Below are 21,171 nucleotides of genomic sequence, written 5' to 3' on the forward strand. Positions count from 1 at the left end.
AAAATAAGAAAACTTATTATATTGATTCTAACCACAAAATGTTTCATGACAGGAAAAGACAATAACAAGTCGACTGCAAACCGGCGTAACGTACTCCAAGGAATTGGTGCTGCAGGTGGACTGGCAGTCCTCGGCACACCGCTTGCAATGAGTGGAATAGCCCAAGGTATGGATGGTAGTTGCACCGAAGTTTCGAATGTTGATTGCGGTTCGTTTTCCGGATCAGATTGTCCTGAAAAATTATGGAAATGTTCTGATAAGTGAGAGAGTACAGAAAGTGTTGGTTTTATAACACAAGGATCTGCTCTGGCTTGGTACGAGGCTGTCTGGCACCCAAAACGTAATGCTTGGCTTCATGATATGGCCATTGATGCAACTATGTGTGGTAGATGGGACAACCCACAGGTTTCAGGATATACCCGGTCGTCTAAGATTGGAGGACAGTACTACGATATGACCCTGGGCAACACAGATAGATGGAGTATAGACCCAGACTCTAATAACAGTTACTTCGGTGTTTATCCGCACAGTGGTAGTAACGATGTACTCCCAGATTCGATAGAACTCGTTGCCGACGTAGGACTCGGAATGTTACACCCCGGTGTCGCATTCGCTCTCGCGGTTGATGATATTGCAGAATCTCTATCAGATAATAATGGTGTTAGCCAAGTTTCGGACGGGTGGGAATTAACACATCATCCGAGTGCTTTCGAAGATAGATGGACTGATTGTAAGCATTTCCAGCGTTTCTTCGTTGAGGCACCACAAGATGTGATCCCAACTGCTGAACATCTAAATATAAAGGTGGGGTGTAATTACGGCTACTTAGGCAATAATGCAACCGAAAGCGAATACTCTCTCATCTTCGGCCAAGATAGTGCAGATGAACCATCGGTTAGCACCATGTTGGCGCAAGAAGATGGGACTATCGACTTAAATCCGGAAAACATGAGTCAAGAGACTAAAGACCGGTTTGGTATTAAGAAGATAGATAATACCAAGACATCAGTAAATGATTCTGACACCGGGACAGGGACTCCAAAATACGTTGCCAAAAACTTCCCAATTAGCGCCAATATAAAATAGAGCAACATACTTGCTTTTCCAAAGAAAGAAAATTTATAACTATGAGAGAAGGATAGGGCGATATGAATCTCTCAGAAATAGCAGTTTCCGCCATATTAATCGTGGCAATAGGTTTGATCTGGATATTATTTCCTAGGGCAATTTTCAAACTTCGAAATACGCCAGGAATAAACAAAGAAACAGAGCTGAACGAATCAGGTGTAATTTTTTATCGTATCATTGTCATGTTAATAATTGTAGTTGGCCTATTTTTAATATATTTCGAATACTTTTGATCTTTAACTGCGATTCTGTGCAGCCTCGTTAAAATTGGAAAATAAAAGCTCGCGCTTAGTCGTCAGCAGGTGCCGCGCTGTCGCCGGACTCGGCCTGCTTTTTCGTGTGCGAGAGCTTGCCACCGTCTGCGAGGATACGGCGTTCGCGCTCGGAGGCGTCGAGGTTCGCGGTGAGTTCCCAGTCGTCGTTCACGCGAACCGTGAACTCTTCCTGACCGGAGCGGACTGCTTCCGCAACGTCGTCAACGACTTCGATGTCGTCGCCCTGCTCGATTTGCTCGTAATCGTCCGCGTCGATTTCGAGGGGGAGCAGACCGAAGTTGAAGAGATTCGCTTTGTGGATGCGGGCGAAGCTCTGTGCGAGCACACCTTCGACACCGAGGAACATCGGGCACAGGGCCGCGTGTTCGCGGGAGCTACCCTGACCGTAGTTCTCGCCAGCGACGAGGAAGCCGCCGTCTGCGTCGAGTGCGCGCTGTGCGAACGAGTCGTCAACGCGCGAGAGGGTGAACTCGGAGAGTTTCGGGATGTTCGACCGGTACATCAGGATATCCTGCGTCGCAGGGATGATGTGGTCGGTCGTGATGTTGTCCTGCATCTTGAGCAGGGCAGGGCCTGCGAGGTTGGATTCGAGTTCGTCCTTCAGCGGCACGTCGCCGATGTTCGGGCCTTTGATGAGGTCGTCGTCCACGGCCTCGTCGGGGGAGATGAGGTCTGGGTCGTCGGCGCTGGTGCCGTACTTGTCGCCCATTTCGACGCCCGGTGCGTCTAAATCGCCGAGTTCGTCGGCGAGGTCGCGTGGGTCGATGATTTCGCCCTTGATTGCCGCCGCCGTGGCGACTTCCGGCGAACAGAGGTAGACCGAGTCGTCCTCGATTCCGGAGCGACCTTCGAAGTTGCGGTTGAAGGTTCGGAGCGAGACGGAGTCGGATGCCGGAACGTGACCGATACCGATACAGGCACCACAGGTCGCCTCGGAGAAGTTGACGCCAGCGGCCATCATCTCTGCGACCCAGCCCTCGCGGGCGAGCATCTCGGAGGCCTGCTTGGAACCGGGTGCGACGATGAGGTCGGTTTTCCGGTCTACTGTGCGGTCTTCGAGCATTTTCGCGGCGGGGAGAATGTCCTCGTAGCCACCGTTCGTACAGGAACCGAGAATGACTTGGTCAACGGATTCGCCAGCGACTTCGCGGACGGGAACGACGTTGTCCGGCATCGACGGCTGTGCGATGAGCGGTTCGAGGTCAGAGAGGTCGATGACGATTTCGTCGTCGTACTCCGCGTCGTCGTCGGGCGTGAGTTCGACGTATTCGTCCTCGCGGCCGAGTCGGGAGAGCCAGTCTTCCGTCTCCTCGTCGGTCGGGAAGATGGAAGTCGTCGCGCCGAGTTCCGTACCCATGTTCGTGATGGTCGTTCGCTCGGGAACGGTGAGCGTTTCGACGCCGGGGCCGGTGTATTCGAATATTTTGCCGACGCCGCCTTTTACGGAGAGGCGACGGAGCATCTCAAGGATGACGTCCTTGGCAGTTGCCCATTCTGGGAGTTCGCCTTCGAGTCGAACGCTGACGATTTCGGGCATCTCGATGTAGTACGGGCCGCCACCCATGGCGACTGCGACGTCGAGTCCGCCGGAACCGATTGCGAGTTCGCCCAGTCCGCCGGGGGTCGGCGTGTGGGAGTCCGAACCGAGCATCGTCTTGCCGGGTGCGGCAAAGTTCTCCTTGTGGACGTTGTGACAGATACCGTTGCCGGGGCGGGAGTAGTGTGCGCCGAACGTGCCTGCCGCCGAGCGGAGGAATCGGTGGTCGTCCGTGTTTTTAAAGTCGAACTGATAGGTCTGGTGGTCACAGTACTGCGCGGCGACTTCGGTCTGGACTTCGTCCATGTCGAGCGCCTCGAACTGGAGCCAGACGAGGGTGCCAGTCGTGTCCTGTGTAAGAACTTGGTCGATCTCGATTCCGATTTCTTCACCGGTTTCGAGTTCGCCCTCGACGAGGTGGTCGTCGAGAATCTTTTCCGTCAGTGTTTGTCCCATATCGGTCGAATATCGACTCTCCGAAGGTATAAATCCCGCGTGTTTACGTTTTCATCGTTCGTGGTAAATTCGGCTCTCGTCCGGCAATTCTTTCGAAATCTAAGCCAAACGAATGCCAACACGGAACAACCGACGCACCGATTCGACACGATTTTTACGGGTAGAACTGAAGAACGTGGTATGTTCCGGAGTGGGACGTTCGTTGCAGAGCACATCGCGGAAACCACAGACGAGCAGGTTCAGCCCAACGGGGTCGATTTGACGCTGGAAGCCGTGTACGAACAGCGCGATTCCGGCCGAATCGGTCGGGAGGAAAAAGAAATCGGTGACCGACAGCGAATCGAGTCCGAGCAAGTCGGCGAAAACGTACCGGAAACGTACTACCTCCCGAAAGGGGCGTACATCGTCCAGTACGCGGAAACGGTACGGATTCCGGAAAACCACGTCGGCTATATTTATCCACGCTCGTCGCTCATGCGCAACTCCTGCATGCTCAACACGGCAGTTTGGGACGCAGGCTACGAAGGCAAAGGCGAGGGACTGCTACAGGTTCATCACGACATCGAACTCGAACGGGGTGCACGAATTGCACAACTCGTGTTCGGCGAAGCGAGCCACGAGACAACCTACGACGGCGATTATCAGGGCGAGAACATCGAACCGGTTTCGTAGGAATAAACCACGACAAGGTTGTTTCAGCATCATTTTTGTGGAAATTACGTAGAATAGAATGTTTCAACTCTTGGCGGAAAGTGTTTAGTTTATTTATTTCAGAGTGGAATATGGGATGGTTGATACCCAACCACACGGACGGCGGCGATTCCTGAAAGCAACCGGCGCAGCGGCAGTCGCGTCGGCAATACCATTCAGCGGCACTGCGAGTGCGGGTGACGGGATTATCGACGGCGCGTTCGACCTTGCGACAAGCGCGCTCCAGCAGTCCCTCGTCGTGTTCGACAGCAACGACGACGTTGACCAGTTGGGCACGCTTGACCTCGTGAATGGCTACCACAAGTTCGAGGTACTTCCTATCGGATACACCGAACTCTCCGTGAATCAATTGAAGACGTTGGCCGACTGGGACTCGGTTCGATACATTCAGAAGAACGTCGAACTGGACTACTACAACGAGGACATACGGGAGGTGACCAACGTTTCCGAAGTGCAATCGAGCGACTACACCGGGGGCGGCGTTCACACCGCAGTTATCGACTCGGGAGTCGATGGCGACCACCCCGACCTCGATTCGAGCCTCGTTGCAAACTGGCGATGGGTTGGTAATCCGCTCGGCGAACCGACTCTCTGGGTTCCGGCCGGGGACTTGGACACCGACGACAACGGTCACGGAACCCACTGTTCCGGGACGGTCGCTGGCGATGGAACGAAAAGCGACGGGCAACAGAGGGGAATGGCTCCCGACGCCGACCTCACCGTTTACTCGGCGGGGCTAGCACTGCTCATCGTGAAACCGGTGGCCGCGTTCGACCACCTGCTCGCGCGGCAGAAAGCGGGTGAGACGGACATCTCCGTCATCTCGAACTCCTACGGGTCTTCGAACGGAAATGCGTTCAACCCGGACGACGCGCTGAACGTCGCCACATGGGAGGCGTGGCAGGAAGGACTTCTGCCGGTGTTCGCGGCGGGCAACTCCGGGCCGAGTACGAACACGCTCAACCAGTACGCCAAGGCGCCCAACGTGCTGGGCGTCGCCGCAACGAGAGACGACAAGACGGTTACGGACTTCTCCTCGCGCGGGCGCGAGCAAAGTGCCAGTCCGAGCAACTGGAACCGCAAAACGGCACTCGATAATTTGGAGCAGTATCGCAACGACGGGTCGCCATCCGGGCCGCTTGGAATCTACCGACCGGGAATCGGTGCGCCCGGAAACGCCATCGTCAGCACGATGGCACCGACAGACCCACTCAACCTGCAGGGAGCAGACACCGACCTGTGGTACGCAAGCATCAGCGGGACGAGTATGGCCTGCCCGGCAGTCGCCGGAATTGCGACCCTCCTCGTCGATGCCTATCGACAGAACAACGGCAGCTCGCCGACGCCCGCAGAACTGCTGAACACGATGACAGCGGAGGCGGAAGACGCAGTCAGTAGCTACACGCCGTGGAACATCGGTTCTGGATTCGCGAACGCGGAGTCCGCCGTCACTCGTGCAGAGAACGGAAATATGGCCACGTACAGCGACGTGAGCCTCGTGAACTACTGAACTGAGAGTTTCAGAAACCTCACCGGGGCGACCACAGAAATCGACACATCTATTTTTATCGAATTGCCACAGTCAGTCGGTCGAAGCGACTGATGTCTTCAGACGTAATAAAAGAGTGTGACAACTGCAGCGAACAGGTACTCGATGTGTATCTCGAAGACGGACTGTGTTCGGACTGTCGTAACGAAGCCAACACAGAGTGACGAATGCCACGCACGAGTGCCGACAACTGAAACACGAGTGGTCGAACGCAACTATTTCGAAACGAAAGGGTTTTTCAACGGTTCTTCGCACTGACAAGCGTGCAACGCCAACGGGTTCAGTTTTACGCGCTCTATCTCACTCGGTTCGCCGCCGGGTTCGGAGTCATCACGCTGGCGACCCTACTTCCCGAATATCTCAACGTTCTCGACCCGGAGTCGGGAGTCGTCGTCGGCCTGTTCGTTTCCGGATTGACCGCGGCACAAACCGTGGTCACCATCCCGATGGCGTGGGCGGGCGACCGCTACGACAAGCGAACCGTCCTGCTCGTAAGTCTCGCGCTATCGGTTTGCTCCTACGCCGCCTTCCCGTTCGTAGAGAGCAGTTGGGGCTTCATTGCGGCGCGGGCGCTTCAAGGAGTTGCCATCACCGGAACCAGCCTCATCACGCTTTCTCTGGTCGGGGAACTCTCGTCGGTAGACACGCGAGCGAACAACATCGGCAAGGCGAACTCGGCGCGGTTTGCGGCGTCCATCCTCGGGTCGATTGCCGCTGCGGTGCTGTACAGTCGCTACGGATTCAGCGTGGTTTTCGGTGTCATCGTTGCCCTACTAATTCCGGCCCTGCTCGGTATCCTCCTGTTCGTCGAACGTGATGGGACGCGAATCGAGGGGTTCCCCTTCTCGGATTTGGCGCTGAATCCCAAACTGCTCACGCTGACGAGTTTCCGGGCGCAGTACGCCGTGGCGGTGACGATGGTTCGAAACTGGGTCGTCGTCTACGCCGGACTGAACGCCGCGGAGGGTGGACTGGCATACGCGGCCCTCGCAGTCAGCGTCGTTCTCGTCTCGGAGAAGTTCATGAACATGCTGTTTCAGCCCTACACGGGCCGACTGTCCGACAATTACGGACGCGCCCTCTTCGTCTTCGTCGGCGGCGGACTGTACGGATTGGTCGCCCTCTGCGTTCCATTCGCCCCCACAATCGGCCAAACGCTCGGCCTGCCAGCCATGTTTCCCATCCTCGGCGAACTCTCGCCCGCTTTCCTGCCCCTCGTCTTCCTGAACGCCCTCCTCGGCGTGGCGGACAGTTTCCGCGAACCGGCCAGCATGGCCCTCTTCGCGGACGAAGGCGCGGACGGCGCAGGTGTGGCCAGTAGCTTCGGAATTCGGGAACTCGTCTGGCGACCCGGAAGCATCCTCGCGCCGATTCTGGCAGGTATCCTGATGACCGGCCCCGGCATCCAGTGGGTGTTTTACGTCGGTGGTTTGGCCTCTATTTCCGGCGTGCTGACCTTCTTCGGCGTGCTGTCGTATTCGCACGGCGCGAAGGCGCTGACGCAGTGGTAGCGAAACGAAACTGCATTTGATGCGGATTCGGTTGGTGGTACATTTGGTGCAGAGATAGGATTTGGCCACAGAATCGGTTTTTAAAGCCGAGAAACTCCGTCGAGAACCGTATCTTTCGAGGTGCTAGCTATTGCCGACTCCAATCAGACCGCCTCCGCACCGCACCCGCCAGTTCGCGGTTACACCGCTCACATCGAGATTTCTTCGAAATCTCGTACTCCCCACTCCTCCCCGCCAGCGCGGAAGTTGCACTCGATGTTCGCTAACGCTTCACCTCTCGTGCGAGCGCGCTGGCACAAACCACCGCGAACACACCAGCCAAAAGCCAAAATCGGCGATTCAACCAATCACTTGGCGGGGCCGAGGGCAGTCGCCCTCGGCCCGCCTGCGGGCCTGGCGGACTGGCGAACGAGGAACGAGCGACTGCAAGGAGCAAGTGACGAGTGAGGGCGATTTGCAGACGTGATTTGCAGTCACGAAGTGAAAGACGGTTTCCTCTGCACTTGCAACCGTACGGAAACCAACGACGGCGAAAAAGCCAAAGAAAATTCTCGGTCGGTTTACTCACCCAAGTCGAACATATCGGCGGCCTGTTCCATGTCTTTGTCCCCGCGGCCACTCAGATTGATGAGAATCACGTCGTCTTCGTCCTTCTCTTCGGCAATCTGTTTCGCCAGCGCGACGGCGTGGCTGGATTCGAGTGCGGGAATAATTCCCTCCAGTTCGCTTAGTTCACGGAACGCAGAGAGGGCTTCGTCGTCAGTGATGCCGTGATACTCACAGCGACCGGACTCGTGGAACTGGGCGTGTTCCGGGCCGACGCCAGGGTAATCGAGTCCTGCGGAAACGGAGTGCACTTCCACGTCGTCCGCCAGAATCCGGGTTCGCATTCCGTGCAGAATGTCAGTTTTGCCGTTGGCCAGCGGTGCAGCGTGGCGTTTCGAGTCCGACCCCTCGCCGCCGCCCTCCGCGCCGTAGAGTTCGACTGGGTCGTCTCGGAAGGCGTGAAAGAGGCCGATTGCGTTCGACCCGCCGCCGACGCAGGCGACTGCAGCGTCGGGGAGTCCGCCGGTTTTCTCCTGTATCTGCTCCCTCGCTTCCGCGCCGATGACCGACTGGAAGTCGCGCACCATTCGCGGGAACGGGTCAGGGCCGACGACGCTCCCGACGAGGTAGTGGGTGTCCTCCATGTTTTCGGCGAAGTCCTCCAACGCGGCGTCCACCGCGTCCGCAAGGCCGGAATCGCCACGAGTGACTTCGTTCACCTCGGCCCCCATCAGGTGCATTCGGAAGACGTTCATTTTCTGGCGCTCGGCGTCCTTTTTCCCCATGTAGATTTCCGTGGGAATGTCGAGGAGCGCGCCGACCATGGCGGATGCGGTGCCGTGCTGGCCCGCACCGGTTTCCGCGATGAGACGTTCTTTTCCGGCTTTCTTAGCGAGCAATGCCTGTCCGAGGCAGTTGTTGATTTTGTGCGCTCCGCCGTGGAGCAGGTCTTCGCGTTTCAGATAGATTTGTGCGCCGTACTCCTCGGAGAGACGCTTCGCGTGGTAGATTGGTGTCGGCCTCCCCGCGAAATCCGCAAGGAGAGAGCGAAAGTCGTCCTGAAACTCGTCGGTGTCGTAAATTTCGTCGAACGCTTCTGCGAGGCCGGAGAGCGGTTCTTCGAGCGCGTCGGGGACGTATCTCCCACCGAACGTCCCGAACTGAGTCGCGTTTTCCTGTGACATGGGGGAATCGTTTCATTCCCATGTACATAAATCTACTTCAGAGATCATCGGAGAGCATTAAGAGACATATATGTACAACCTCTATGGCCGGAGGCCATTCGTAACACCAGTTGCGTGGCAGTACCCAAATACTATTCTACGAGAATCATTTCTGAAACTTAACGCTGGAAAGAGGAGCTAAATTCAACTCAAAGAAGTCATGTCCACCGGCAATTCTCACTTCTTCGGCAAGTCACGAACCGCTGGCCCGTCGAGAACTGCCCCATCGAAGTCGAACCGCGACCCGTGACACGGACAATCCCACGATTGCTCCGCGTCGTTCCACGCGACGACACATTTCAGGTGCGTACAAACCGCCGAAACGCGGTGGAGTTCACCATCCTCGTCCCGGTACTCGGCGACGGCGTTTCCGTCCTCGCGGGTTACTCTCGCCTCTCCTCGTGGGAGAGAATCGTGCGATTTGCGCGTTCCGTGCGGTTTCCGAACCCAGTCCTCCACGAATCGCTTTCCCGTGTTCGCGTTCTCCTGCGCGAGTGGTTTCGCATCCGACAGGGACGGGAGTCGTCTGGGGTCGAAAACGTCCGACCACTCGCTTCCCCGTCCGGCGATTTCGTCGGCGAGAATCCGACCCGCGGCGATACCGTTCGTCATCCCCCACCCGCCGAATCCCGTTGCGACGTAGACGTCGTCCATCCACGGCGCAAGCGGGCCAACGAACGGAACGGAATCCGTCGTTCGATAATCCTGCGTTGACCAGCGGTAGACTACTTCTTCCACATCGAAGTGGTTTCTCGCCTCGCGCTCGACTGCGCGATATCTGTCGGCGGTCGAACCACCTTGTCCAGTTTTGTGATTTTGCCCGCCAATGAGGACGAACGATTCGCCGTCGATTTCGTGTGGTCGAACCGAGAAATATGGCTCGCCGGAGCGATAGTACATCCCCTTCGGTTGCGGGTCGGCGATTCGAGTTGCCAGCACGTACGACCGCTTCGGAAACTGCCGGGCGAAGTATCCGGCGGGGTCGGAAAATGGAAAATGGGTTGCGACGACGACGGCGTCCGCGGTTACGGTTCCTCGCTCCGTCGTGACTTTGCAGGGCGAACCGGAATCGAGGTCGGTTGCCTTCGTCTGTTCGAAAACATCGCATCCGTCGCCGGAAATTTCGGCGGCTAACCCGAGCAGATACTTCCGCGGATGGAACTGCGCTTGGTCGTCGAATCGAACTGCGGCCACGGCGTCCGACGGAATCGAAATATCCTCCGTGAAGGAAGCGGGCAGGCCGACGCTCCGCGCGGCGTTCACCTCCTGTCGAATTTTGTTCCGGTCGTTTTCGTCAGAGACGTAAGTGTAGGCAGGGCGGGTACGAAAATCACAGTCGAAGTCGTCCGCGCGCTCGGCGACGATTTCGATGGCGGCCTCGTTCGCCTCGGCGTACTGGCGAGCGCGGTCGCGCCCGAACCGGGAGACGAGTGATTGATACACGATTCCGTGCTGACTCGTCAATTTGGCGGTCGTTCGCGCTGTCACTCCGGAGACGATTCTATCGGATTCGAGCACCGAAACTGTTCGTCCGGCGTCTTTCAGTTCCATCGCGGCGGAGAGCCCCGCGATACCGCCGCCGACGACCGCAACGTCTACGCGATGGTCGTCCTGAAGCGGTTCGAAATCGGTCGATTCAGTCGTTTCGAGCCAGAGTGAGTCGTCTGTTCCGGGTAAGTCGTCCGTTTCCGGTGAGTCGTTTGCATTCATGGAAACCCCCGAACACGTTCGAGGTCGGAGTGGATAAGGAAGGTGGCCGGAAGATGGGCGACCGAAACCGATGTGAGATTACTGCATGTAGCCGAGGTCGGCCAGTCGCTCCTCGACGCCTGCTTCGTCGTCGCTGTCCATCGAAACGTCGTCGTCTTCGTCGTACTCCGGATAGCTCTGTGAACCACTATCGTCAACGACCGGAATTACGTCTCCGTCCATTCGGTCGCTGTACGGAATCCCGAACGCGGACATAATGGTCGGCGCAACGTCGAAGAGATGAGCCTTCGTCGGCATTCCGTCCGGGTCGATTCCCCTTCCTTGCGCGGCGACGATACCCTCTATTTTGTGATTCCACGGTTCGGTCGGCGGTGCGAAGTAATCGCCAAGCAGTTGTGCAGAGAGGAACTGCCCCATCTCGTTCGGAATCGTCACGATGTCCGGGGCGTTGTCGGCGTTTTTCCCGTGGAAGTACTTCTCGCGGGGTGCGACTTCGCCGAAGACCGGTTCGCCGTCGGGTGTTTCTACCCCACTGAGTTTTTCTATCAAGTCGTCGCGGACTTCGTCGTACTTGTCCGGGGGAACGATACCCTGCGGTTCACGGCCGCGCAAGTTGATTCTGACGCCCAACTCGGTTCGGGCGCGCATGTAGGCGGTCGATTTCGGGAAATCGACCTGCTCGTTTCCGGTTCGGGCGACGTTTTTCGGCGCGTACTGCTTTGCGATTTCCGCCAGCCCGACCTTCTCCAAACCAGTTCTGATTCGGTGGGCGGTGAACCCGAACTCCGCCATCTTCGCGGCCATTCGCTCGAAGGTGTTCGGTTCCCACGTCTTCGTATCCTTGCCTTCCCGGAGTTCCTCCTGAATCGGGTTCCACGACGGCATTCCTTTGCCACCTTTCCGTGCCTTCACGTAGCCTTCGTCGCGCAGAAACTCGTTGACGCGGAACTCGTACTTTTCGTAGGGACCCATCCCGTGGTCGCTGGCGATGAGAACCGTGTTCGGGTCACACTCCTCCAGCAATTGGCCGACCTGCTTGTCGGCTTCCTCGTAGACGGTTTTCACCTTGTCCCACTCGCCGTTGAACTCGTGGAAGACGGTGTCCGTCTTCTGGAATTGGACGAACCCGAAGTCGGGTTCGTGTTTGTCGGCCAGATAGCGGAACGCCTCGCCGCGCATGCGGACGAGGTTCGTGTACTCGTCCATCTTTTCAGCGTCCGAGAGTCGCTCGTCACCGCGGGTGTAGTTCGGATAGACTCGATAGTCGCCGATTTCGTTGCGAACCTCGTCCAGTAGCCCTTCCGGATAGCACCGGGGGTCTTCCGGCCCGATGAAACCCGGAATTATCGCGCCATCGATTTCTTCCGGTGGATGGGTAACTGGCACGTTGACGACGACACTCGATTTGCCGTGTTTATCGAGCAGCGACCATATCGAGTGTTCCTCGACGTCGTTTCCGCTGACGACGTGGAAGTCGTAACCTTCGTAGGCGACGAACCCACAGACGCCGTGTTGTCCGGGGTTGACCCCCGTGTAGAGTGACGGCCACGCACTCGGCGTCCACGGCGGCATCTGGGACTCGAGCGGGGCGGACGCGCCATCCTCACAGATAGACCGAATGTTCGGGATAACGTCTTCTTCGTAGAGGCGTTCGAAAACTGGCAGACAGCCCGCGTCGATACCGATGAGGAGGACATCTACGTTACTCATCGTATCTCACCCGGGACATAGCTTCGGCCAGCGTATCTCGTTTCTTCCGTCGGACAGGAACCATATCGACCCTGCGCTGCGACGCTCGCCAGACTCATTGCTGGCTCCTACCAGTTCTACTCATTTTATTATGGCACGCTTAAACCTCCACGACAGTAAATTAGTCGCCTTCGCCGTCAGTAGCAACCGTGCTGGTGTCGTCGATGACAGTTCGCTTCCACGTTCCACGGGTGAACCAGAGCGCGGCGGCGACTGCTCCGACGACGTTGCCGACTGCCATTCCCATCCAAATCCCGGTCGGCCCCATGTCCTGAACGAATGCGAGATAGTAGACGACTGGAACCCGCCCAAGCCAGAGCGCCACCATCGAAAACGCCATCGCAGTTTTCGTGTTTCCGGCCCCGCGGTACGCACCGAGCAGCACCTGTAACAGAGCCATAAACGCGAACTCGACGGAACGAATCCGGAGATACTCACTTCCGAACTCGATTGTTGCCGCGGCCTCCTGCGTTCCCGTCGCCATGAATACGCCGACGATTGGTTCCGGAAACAGTGCCGCAACGATTGCAACGGAAAGCATGACGGCGGAGCCAACCTTCGCCGCGAGCCAAACGGCGCGCTCCGCACGGTCAGGTTTCTCCGCGCCGAGGTTCTGCCCGACCATCGTGTTGGTCGCCCGGCCTAACCCCATTGCCGGGAGAAACACGAGTGAGGCGAGGCGATTACCAAGTCCGTAAGCGCTGACCACGGGCGGCGCGAACTGGACGACCATTGCGGTCAGAGTAATCATCGCCAGCGCACTGGTGGATTGTTCGAGCGCGCTCGGCGTACCGAGTCGAACGATGTCCCAAATGTATCCGAGGTCGGGAACGAGGTCACCGACCTGTACGTCCGGCCCGGCGCTGGTTCCGAACAGGATGTACAGTCCGAGGACGGTTGCGACCGCTCGCGCGGAGATGGTTGCGAGCGCGGCACCTTGGATTCCCATGCCTTCAATGGGACCGAATCCGAAGATGAGTAGCGGATCGAGAATGACGTTCACGACCACGCTGACGAACATGATTCGCATGGGCGTCCGAGTGTTACCGTAACCCCGCATCAGCGAACTGAAGACGAAGAAGCCGAAGAGGAACGGCAGGCCGAGGAAGAACACTTCCATGTACTGGCGAGCGAGCGGAACGACATCCACCGTCGTCGCTCCCTGAGACGGCATCAGTGTGAGCATCGGTTCGGTGAGGAAGAAACCGAGCGTCCCGAGGACGACCGAGAGGAGTGCCACGAACGACAGAATTTGTCCCGCGACTTTTCCGGCAGACCCTTCGCTATCGGCCCCGGTGTATTGGGCGACGAGGATGCTCCCGGCGGTCGTGAATCCGCCCGCGATGGAGATAAGGAAGAAGATAAGCGGGAACGCGATACTCATCGCGCCGACCGCGTTGGCGGAGAGTCGACCCAGCCAGAAGGTGTCCGCGACGTTGTACATCACCTGCAACAACTGAATAACGACTATCGGCCACGCGAGTTCGAACATCGGTCGCACCAACCCACCCTCCGTAATCGAACTGCTGGGCTGTGTGCTAGTCATCGTACTTTCGAAACGAAATAGTACCGTTTCAATATTTCGACTCTAAAATCAGGTGGCAATATCTACCAGAACCCGGCTTCGAGGTCATGTCCGCAGGAACCGCGGGAGAGATTTCCGAAAGGTAATTCGGGTTTAAAAACAGCCTAAACCGGGCAAAAGTGGATTTAGGCGGTAGTGAAATCCAGAGATAGTCACGACGTCCATCTGACCAGCCGTCGAAACCGAAGTACTCATAGCCGTTAGGTGCACCAATGGAGACGGAACGAACGGACATTTATGATACTGACTGGAACAGTCGTCGCCGACGCGACGACGATTATCGAGGACGGGGCAGTCGTCGTCTCCGGCGAGACGATCGAAGCAGTCGGTGACCGCACCGAACTGCTCGACAGATACGCCGAACACGACGTAGACGAGTACGACCTTCTCCTTCCGGGCCTCGTCGGCGGCCACATTCACTCGGTACAGAGCCTCGGGCGAGGAATCGCCGACGACGCCGAACTGCTCGACTGGTTGTTCGAATACGTCCTCCCGATGGAAGCCAATCTCGACGCGGAGGAGATGTACGCCGCGGCCCGATTAGGCTATCTCGAACTCATCGAGAGCGGGACGACCACCTGTATCGACCACCTCTCGGTTCGGCATGCAAATCGAGCCTTCGACGCCGCGGAGGAGATGAGAATCCGGGGTCGCATCGGAAAGGTGCTGATGGACAAACGCGCCCCCGAGGGACTCCACGAAGTCACCGAGGCGGGACTGGAAACGACGGAAGACCTCATCCGGCAGTACCACGGCGCGAACAATGGCCGGATTCAGTACGCCGTCACGCCGCGATTCGCCGTCTCCTGTACCGAGGAGTGTCTCCGCGGTGCGCGACGATTAACCGACAAATACGACGGCGTAAGAATCCACACGCACGCGAGCGAAAATCAGGACGAAATCGTCACCGTGGAATCCGACACCGGCCAGCGAAACATTCACTGGTTGGACGAAGTCGGATTGACTGGCGAAGACGTCGTCCTCGCCCACTGCGTCTGGACGGACGAATCGGAGCGCGAGGTGCTTGCGGAGACGGGAACACATGTCACCTACTGTCCCTCTTCGAACATGAAACTCGCCAGTGGAATCGCGCCAATCATCGACTACCTCGACCGGGGAATCAACGTCGCGCTGGGCAACGACGGCCCGCCGTGCAACAACACGTTAGACCCCTTCACCGAAATGCGGCAAGCGAGCCTCCTGCAAAAGGTGGACGAACTCGACGCGCAGGCGGCCCCCGCGGGAACCATCTTCGAGATGGCGACGATAAACGGCGCTCGCGCCGCCGGATTCGACCGCGTCGGAAAACTCCGGGAAGGCTGGCAGGCAGACATCATCGGCGTGACAGCCGACATCACCCGCGCGACACCGCTGTACGACCCGCTTTCGCACGCCGTTTTCGGCGCGCACGGCGACGACGTGGAGTTCACGATGGTCGCCGGAGACGTGCTTCAACAAGACGGCGAGGTCGTCGTCGCCGACGCCGACGCGATTCGCGCGGAGGCGAACGAAATCGCGGCAGGGCTAGACGTGGCTCCCGAAACCGGCATCTTCTGAGCGTTGCCGATTTCCGGTTATCTTCTCAACGCGGCGATTGCCGTCGCAGGCGTTGAACCGTGAGCAGATCGACCGGCTGCGTCTTCTGCAATCCACTGGCCATCGGGCGTTTGTCGAACGGTCGCTAGGTCGGCAGGGTTGCGAACCGCGTATTCGTCGTCGTGATGCTGGAGGTGCATGGATGGTAATTAGTAACGCACCTTGTTAACTAATAGCCAGATAAGTATGTAGTAGGGATCGCTTGAACCGCCGATTTCGGACGATTTCGGAAGCGCGAGCGAGATGGTATTTAGCAGAGTGACGAGAACGGTTCGATATGACGCATTCGATTCAGGGCTTTGACCACATCGCGCTGCCCGTTTTCGACCTCTAACATGCAGTGTCGTTCTATCGGGAAGTCGCACACCGGAGATTATCGGACTGTAGTACACCAGTTGGACACCCACTGGATGAGGTCGTCCGCTACGTTTGCTTGGGGTTGGCCGGAGTGGCCGTTTTCATCTTCTTCTACGAACAGGTGGTTGAGGTCGTCGAAGAGACGGAACGAAACACCGTCTTCCGATTTCAACTCCGATTTCCATACTTCGAAATCCTTCTCGGTTGAGATTTGGGCATCCCGTTTTCCTTGTGCGATTCTCACGGGTACATTGAGGTCGGATGCTGTCTGTACTGGTTCGTAATCAGAGAGGCTATCCCAAAACGAAACGGGGAACTCCAGCAACTCCACGTCATCGTTCCAATCCCGATTACGTATTTGTTGATACTCGCCTTCCAAAGACCGTAGTTGACTAGCATCGACCGCGCCCTCATCGGCCAGCGTGCGGTACTGGTCGATAACTACGTCTTCCAATCGGCGAGCGTTCGCGGCGAGGAGGATACCCCCCTGTGCGTTCGAGCGGCGGATAATCGCCGGAGCGAGCATGCCGCCCAAACTATGCCCAATCACGAAGACTTCGGAGATGTCCTTACGATTTGCTATCTGATTCACCGCATTAACCGCATCATCCAACACCAAGTTATCTACCGTGCATTCGTTCTCGTTCAGGTCGTAGGAGTAGGTTCGTTTGTTATATCGCAGCGTCCCGATTGTTTGGGAGGCAAGTCCGTAACCGAGGTCACGAAACGGCTTGTAGGATTCCAATGAACAGTCCATGTCGTGAGGACCTGACCCGTGAACCAGCACTACACCGGGATACGGTTCTTCCGCGGTCGGCAGTGCGATTTCTCCCGAGAGAGGATATTCGTCACTGCCGACGACGACTTGTTCGCAACTGAACCGAGATTCATCGACGTACTCCGGAAGCACCGTCGTGCCCCGTTGCTGCGAAATGTATTGGAGTCCGGAGATGGACTCGTCTCCTCCCGAAAAAACGATTCGAAGGGTCTGTTGACCATCATCGAACTGCAGTTCCACGTTCCGAATCTGATACGGGTCTGCATCTTGTGTTCGAACGGTTTCGACAGAATTGAACTCGCCGAGCGTCTCAGTTAATCGAATCCAGTCCGATTCGAGTTTCGAGGAGGGGTACGCCTCTGCGAGGTCGTCGGTAAAATAGCGTTCTGCTGTATCAAACTGGTGTTGCTTTAGAGAAGTTACGAAGTTATCAATAATTTGATTCATATTCATGTTTTTAGTTGATGAACTACGACGTAACCGCTGCTTTAATATTCTATCAGTGAGTGTGTTCAAATAAGTTATAGGGTTCTTCTATGCCGTATCTGCGATATTGTCCAGACGTTGTATGATTGCCGGTTCGTGGTCAACCATGGACTGAGCGTCCCTTTTGATTGTGTCACTCAGGAAGATATCATCACGCACGATGTCTTCTTTGTTCTCTCGAACGTACTCCAAGAACTCCTCACGATAGTTTCCAAGCAGGTCGTGACAAGCGTGGCAGATACCGCTGTACTCGCCCTCGACGCCGATTCGCTCCAAGAGCTTTTTCGGGCCAATATTGTGAATTAGCCAATAAATCATATTCTCTTGGCTATTGTGGACAATATCCATAAGCGATTTCTCGTCCAAACTTCCCAACGTCAGGTCGGGAACGTACCACTGTGCGTGGCCGCAGCAGGCTTTTATCGTCCCGTCTGGATGGAGTGAAATTGTACTTACGACGTCGGAGCAGCCGGAATCGACGCCATTCCGAGCGGTCAATTCCGTAACGTCAATCTGGGCACCACGACCGAGTGGTGAAACGGTGTCTTCCAGAATCGTCAACCTATCGGAGTACGCGTCCGGATGTGCGCCAAATCGCTCGGTGAGCAAGTCTATCATCGCTTGCGCATCATAGGTTGGGTTTTCGTCCCCGATAATCATGGCAACGGAAGTTTGTTTGAGGTCGCTCTCAACAGCCGCCTCCACCAAATTCACGATGTTGTCCGGCGGGGCGTACTCCGTGTGAAAGTCGTCGTAGCTGGTGTTAATTTCATCCAGTCCGGCATCAACGAGCTTCTTAATCATGCTTCTGGCACGCTCCATGTTGTGTGCCCACCAAGCGTTCGTGACGATTCGGGTTCGATAGCCTCTGGATTTCGCCTCTTTTATCGATGCAAGCAGTTTGTCGAGGTGAAGCGTTACCTCACCTCCGGTGAACACGACGAGCTGTAAGGTATCGAGCTCCTCCGCTTCCTCGAACGCTTGGTCGATATATTCATCAGACAGCTCATATTTTGTCTCCGGGCTACTCCCGACACTACAGTGGTCACAAGCGAAATTACACTTGTAATCGAGGAACATGGAGAGAGTGCTCACGTACATTACGTGACCCCCACGTATGTTTCGACAGCAACTGCAGCAGCGGCGGTATGAACAGCGCCGACAGTGTTGTAGACACCAACGGCGACGACGGCTACACACACTGCGGCGACGGTACATGCTGTCGGCTTAACATCGTTGTCACCGACTGTTCCGTTTATCTCGACGCTATCTTCCACCTCGCGCGCACGTGCATTGACGCGGATTATCGACTGCATCTGCTCATCCGTCAAGGAGTTTTCAGTAGACCGTTTCTGGAGGTCAGCGACTTGGTCTTCCTCCAGATACGGGAGGTTTTTCGGAGTTATCAGACCGGGATTTATCTCCTTTTGGAGGTCGTTAAGATCGGATTTTTCGACGTGGTTCGACCCAACTTCCTCAATCAGTTCTGGTGTGAATACGCCGTCCATGTGGACGAGCATATTCGTCTGCAGAACTTCATCAACTCCGTGACCAAAATCAAACTCTGATCGCTGAGAAACGCTGTCCGTGTGATCTATTTGTCGTGAAGCTTTTACAGCATCCATCGTAAATTTTAATATACAGATGTACTTTTTAAATATATTTAATAATTTCCGACATTTTAAAGAGGATTAATTGTTATAAAAATAATTCTGATTTAAAAGAGTGTGTAAATCATCTCGATTTTAGGAGATGAGACAATTTCATGGCGCATAAGGATAGAATATCTAAAATAAATTGAGATAAATAAATAAAAATTTTATTGATTTTTTCCTTTATCCGTCAGTATGAAGATCGTAGAAAAATATTTGTGCAATAGTGACTAATATATCATATGGCCGTAGATCGACTGATACTCACACTCACGAGTGGTCTGTTCGTGGTCGTACTTGGTGCCCTCATCAAATATAAAGGAATGTCCAAGCTGATTGCAGGATACGACCCGGACGAAGTAGCCGACGAGCAAGGACTGAATAACTTCATTGGAACGAACGCCATTCTCGTTGGAGTTCTCACGATGGTTGTGGGAATCGTCGACTACCTGGGCGTATTTGAAAATATCGTGTGGATTGCCTTCGGAGTCATCGTCGTCATCTTCGCCGGAAGAATGATTTTCGGCTCGCGCCGATACACCTACTGATTTATGCAGGTATCTGCATATCGGCCACGAGCGTGTCTCCACAAGAGTGGCATTCGGCGCGAGGTTCTTCCTCTTCATCCTTGCCAGCAACACTGAATAGCGAGCCACCCATCACTGCCGCAAGTGCAAGAAATGTCTGGAGTACGGTACGCCGATTCACTAATTCAAGTTTTTCTGATTTCATTATTATTTTTATCTGGCCATCGTACTATATGACCACGTTAATGTAAGTTATTAATTACAATATATCTTTCGTCTAGTTCGCTCAAGATTATAATCTGAACTATCCGCGGCAAGGCTCACGAGAGAGAGAGTCCACAGAACACATTTCCACCGATTTTACTTCTCAACGCCGGTCGATGAGAATTGTACCGGGTCACTGATGACGGCCTGCTTCCACGTGCCGCGAGTGAACCACAGTCCGGCCCCGATTGCGCCCACGATGTGCCCAATTGCGACACCCAACCAGATGCCAGTCGAACCGAGGCCGAGGACGATGGAGAAGTAGTAGACGACGGGAACCCGACAGAGCCACAGCGTCACCATCGAGAACACCATCGCAGTTTTCGTGTTTCCGGCCCACGGTACGCCCCGACGAGGACGTGGAACAGACCGATGAAGACGAACTCGATGGTTCGAATTTCGAGATACTCGGATGCGTGGCGAAGCGTTTCGTTTGCGTACTCCGAGCCACTGGAAAGGAAGACGCTGACGAGGATGTCCGAAAACGCCAGCGCAACGAAAGCCACGACGACCATTACCGCACACCCCGCTTTTGCAGCCAACCAGACGGCCTGTTCCGCGCGGTCAACCTTGCCCGCGCCGAGGTTTTGGCCGACAATCGTGTTCGTCGCGCGACCCAGTCCGACCGCCGGGAGGAAAACGAGGGAGACGATTCGATTGCCGAGGCCGTAGGCCGCGATAACCGGCGAGACGAAGGTGACGATAATGGCGGTGAGAGTGAGCATCGCCAGCGCGCCGGAGGATTCCTCCAGCGCACTGGGCGTGCCGATTCGGACGATGTCCCAAACATGAGAAACGTCAGGGACGAGATTTTCGAGTCGGATATCCGGGCCAAACGACGTTCGAAAGAGGATATAAAGACCGATGACAGTCGCCACACCGCGGGCGAGGACGGTCGCAATCGCGGCCCCCTCAATTCCCATTCCGTCGATTGACCCCCAACCGAAGATGAACAGCGGGTCTGCGACGACGTTCAACAGGACGCTGACGGTCAGGACTCGCATCAGGAGGCGGGTGTTTCCGTACCCGCGCATGAGCGCAGAGAAGACGTGAAAGCCGAAGATGAACGGCGTTCCGAGGAACAGCACTCGAAGGTAGTCGGTGGCCAACGGAATGACCGTATTCGCAGTCGCGTCCTGTGCCGGATACAACGCCAGCAGTGATTCTGCGAGGAAATAGCTAACGCGCCGAGGACGAGCGACAGAACGCCGACGAACGAAATCGTCTGTCCCGTGACTTCTCCCGCGGACGTGTCGCTTTCCGCGCCGATGTACTGGGCGACGAGCGTACTTCCGGCGACGGTAAATCCGCCGCTGATGGAGATAATGAGAATGCTAACGGGAAGTGCGACACTCAGGGCACCGACCGCGGGTGCGGAGACGCGCCCGAGCCAGATAGTGTCTGTAATGTTGTAGGCAACTTGCAGGAGTTGCGTGATGATAGTCGGCCACGCGAGCTTAAATAGTGGTCGCGAAAGCCGTCCCTCGGTAATCGTATCCTACGTTTCCGTCACTAGTATTCGACAGTATTT

The 21,171-nt window shown here is 56.1% G+C and carries 17 protein-coding genes and 1 pseudogene; 8 read left to right on the plus strand and 10 right to left on the minus strand.

The window, feature by feature from the left end; all coding sequences use genetic code 11:
* Positions 1-45: 45 nt before the first annotated feature.
* The 3 genes from HL45_RS20025 (at position 46) to HL45_RS14855 (ending at position 1,361) form a co-directional block, all read left to right on the plus strand.
* Positions 46-264, plus strand: a complete 219-nt coding sequence (locus HL45_RS20025) for a twin-arginine translocation signal domain-containing protein (RefSeq protein ID WP_084156952.1) — start codon at positions 46-48, stop codon at positions 262-264.
* A 189-nt stretch (positions 265-453) separates the two neighbouring features.
* Positions 454-1,086: a hypothetical protein gene (locus HL45_RS14850; RefSeq protein ID WP_049971828.1), complete on the plus strand. Its 633-nt coding sequence runs from the start codon at positions 454-456 to the stop codon at positions 1,084-1,086.
* A 62-nt stretch (positions 1,087-1,148) separates the two neighbouring features.
* The gene (locus tag HL45_RS14855) at positions 1,149-1,361 is read left to right on the plus strand and encodes a hypothetical protein (RefSeq protein ID WP_049971829.1); all 213 of its coding nucleotides are present in this window, start codon (positions 1,149-1,151) and stop codon (positions 1,359-1,361) included.
* Between the two features lie 55 nt (positions 1,362-1,416).
* On the opposite strand, the gene HL45_RS14860 is transcribed toward HL45_RS14855, so the two are convergent.
* The gene (locus HL45_RS14860) at positions 1,417-3,396 is read right to left on the minus strand and encodes an aconitate hydratase (RefSeq protein ID WP_049971830.1); all 1,980 of its coding nucleotides are present in this window, start codon (positions 3,394-3,396) and stop codon (positions 1,417-1,419) included.
* A 150-nt stretch (positions 3,397-3,546) separates the two neighbouring features.
* Between HL45_RS14860 and HL45_RS14865 the strand changes: the two genes are divergently transcribed.
* From HL45_RS14865 to HL45_RS14875, 3 genes are all read left to right on the plus strand, one after another.
* Positions 3,547-4,068: a deoxyuridine 5'-triphosphate nucleotidohydrolase gene (locus tag HL45_RS14865; protein WP_267879600.1), complete on the plus strand. Its 522-nt coding sequence runs from the start codon at positions 3,547-3,549 to the stop codon at positions 4,066-4,068.
* A gap of 115 nt (positions 4,069-4,183) precedes the next feature.
* Positions 4,184-5,617, plus strand: coding sequence for a S8 family serine peptidase (locus HL45_RS14870; protein WP_049971831.1), 1,434 nt, complete (start codon positions 4,184-4,186; stop codon positions 5,615-5,617).
* A 302-nt stretch (positions 5,618-5,919) separates the two neighbouring features.
* A complete protein-coding gene (locus HL45_RS14875) occupies positions 5,920-7,167 on the plus strand; it encodes an MFS transporter (RefSeq protein WP_049971832.1) in 1,248 nt (415 codons plus the stop codon).
* Between the two features lie 560 nt (positions 7,168-7,727).
* Here the strand turns inward: HL45_RS14875 and trpB are convergent.
* The 4 genes from trpB to HL45_RS14895 all read right to left on the minus strand — a co-directional run bounded on the left by trpB (position 7,728) and on the right by HL45_RS14895 (position 13,941).
* Positions 7,728-8,897, minus strand: a complete 1,170-nt coding sequence (trpB, locus tag HL45_RS14880) for a tryptophan synthase subunit beta (protein ID WP_049971833.1) — start codon at positions 8,895-8,897, stop codon at positions 7,728-7,730.
* Positions 8,898-9,113: 216 nt separating this feature from the next.
* The gene (locus HL45_RS14885; RefSeq protein WP_049971834.1) at positions 9,114-10,646 is read right to left on the minus strand and encodes an FAD-dependent oxidoreductase; all 1,533 of its coding nucleotides are present in this window, start codon (positions 10,644-10,646) and stop codon (positions 9,114-9,116) included.
* Positions 10,647-10,724: 78 nt separating this feature from the next.
* Positions 10,725-12,356, minus strand: a complete 1,632-nt coding sequence (locus tag HL45_RS14890) for an alkaline phosphatase family protein (protein ID WP_049971835.1) — start codon at positions 12,354-12,356, stop codon at positions 10,725-10,727.
* Between the two features lie 160 nt (positions 12,357-12,516).
* Positions 12,517-13,941 (minus strand): MATE family efflux transporter, encoded by a 1,425-nt coding sequence (locus HL45_RS14895; RefSeq protein ID WP_303645176.1) that lies wholly within the window; start codon positions 13,939-13,941, stop codon positions 12,517-12,519.
* A 276-nt stretch (positions 13,942-14,217) separates the two neighbouring features.
* Here HL45_RS14895 and HL45_RS14900 point away from each other — a divergent pair, with 276 nt between their 5' ends.
* Entirely contained in the window at positions 14,218-15,537 is a 1,320-nt protein-coding gene (locus HL45_RS14900) for a 5'-deoxyadenosine deaminase (RefSeq protein ID WP_049971837.1), read from the plus strand.
* Between the two features lie 412 nt (positions 15,538-15,949).
* On the opposite strand, the gene HL45_RS14905 is transcribed toward HL45_RS14900, so the two are convergent.
* From HL45_RS14905 to HL45_RS20500, 3 genes are all read right to left on the minus strand, one after another.
* Entirely contained in the window at positions 15,950-17,158 is a 1,209-nt protein-coding gene (locus HL45_RS14905; RefSeq protein ID WP_049971838.1) for an alpha/beta hydrolase, read from the minus strand.
* Between the two features lie 87 nt (positions 17,159-17,245).
* The gene (locus tag HL45_RS14910) at positions 17,246-18,298 is read right to left on the minus strand and encodes a radical SAM protein (RefSeq protein WP_049971839.1); all 1,053 of its coding nucleotides are present in this window, start codon (positions 18,296-18,298) and stop codon (positions 17,246-17,248) included.
* Positions 18,298-18,822 (minus strand): hypothetical protein, encoded by a 525-nt coding sequence (locus HL45_RS20500; RefSeq protein WP_049971840.1) that lies wholly within the window; start codon positions 18,820-18,822, stop codon positions 18,298-18,300. The genes HL45_RS14910 and HL45_RS20500 overlap by 1 nt, the downstream gene beginning before the upstream one ends.
* 269 nt (positions 18,823-19,091) lie before the next feature.
* On the opposite strand from HL45_RS20500, the gene HL45_RS14920 reads away from it, so the two are divergent.
* Complete coding sequence (locus HL45_RS14920; protein ID WP_049971841.1) at positions 19,092-19,397, plus strand: DUF3784 domain-containing protein; 306 nt, start codon at positions 19,092-19,094, stop codon at positions 19,395-19,397.
* Positions 19,398-19,736: 339 nt separating this feature from the next.
* Here the strand turns inward: HL45_RS14920 and HL45_RS21650 are convergent, their stop codons facing one another.
* Positions 19,737-19,943 carry a hypothetical protein gene (locus HL45_RS21650; RefSeq protein WP_233274789.1) on the minus strand — a complete coding sequence of 69 codons (207 nt, stop codon included), beginning with the start codon at positions 19,941-19,943 and terminating at the stop codon, positions 19,737-19,739.
* Positions 19,937-21,132, minus strand: a pseudogene (locus tag HL45_RS21655) (MATE family efflux transporter). The gene HL45_RS21650 and the pseudogene HL45_RS21655 overlap by 7 nt, the downstream one beginning before the upstream one ends.
* Positions 21,133-21,171: the final 39 nt, after the last annotated feature.

Source organism: Haladaptatus cibarius D43, assembly GCF_000710615.1.
In the GTDB taxonomy this organism is placed as follows: domain Archaea; phylum Halobacteriota; class Halobacteria; order Halobacteriales; family Haladaptataceae; genus Haladaptatus; species Haladaptatus cibarius.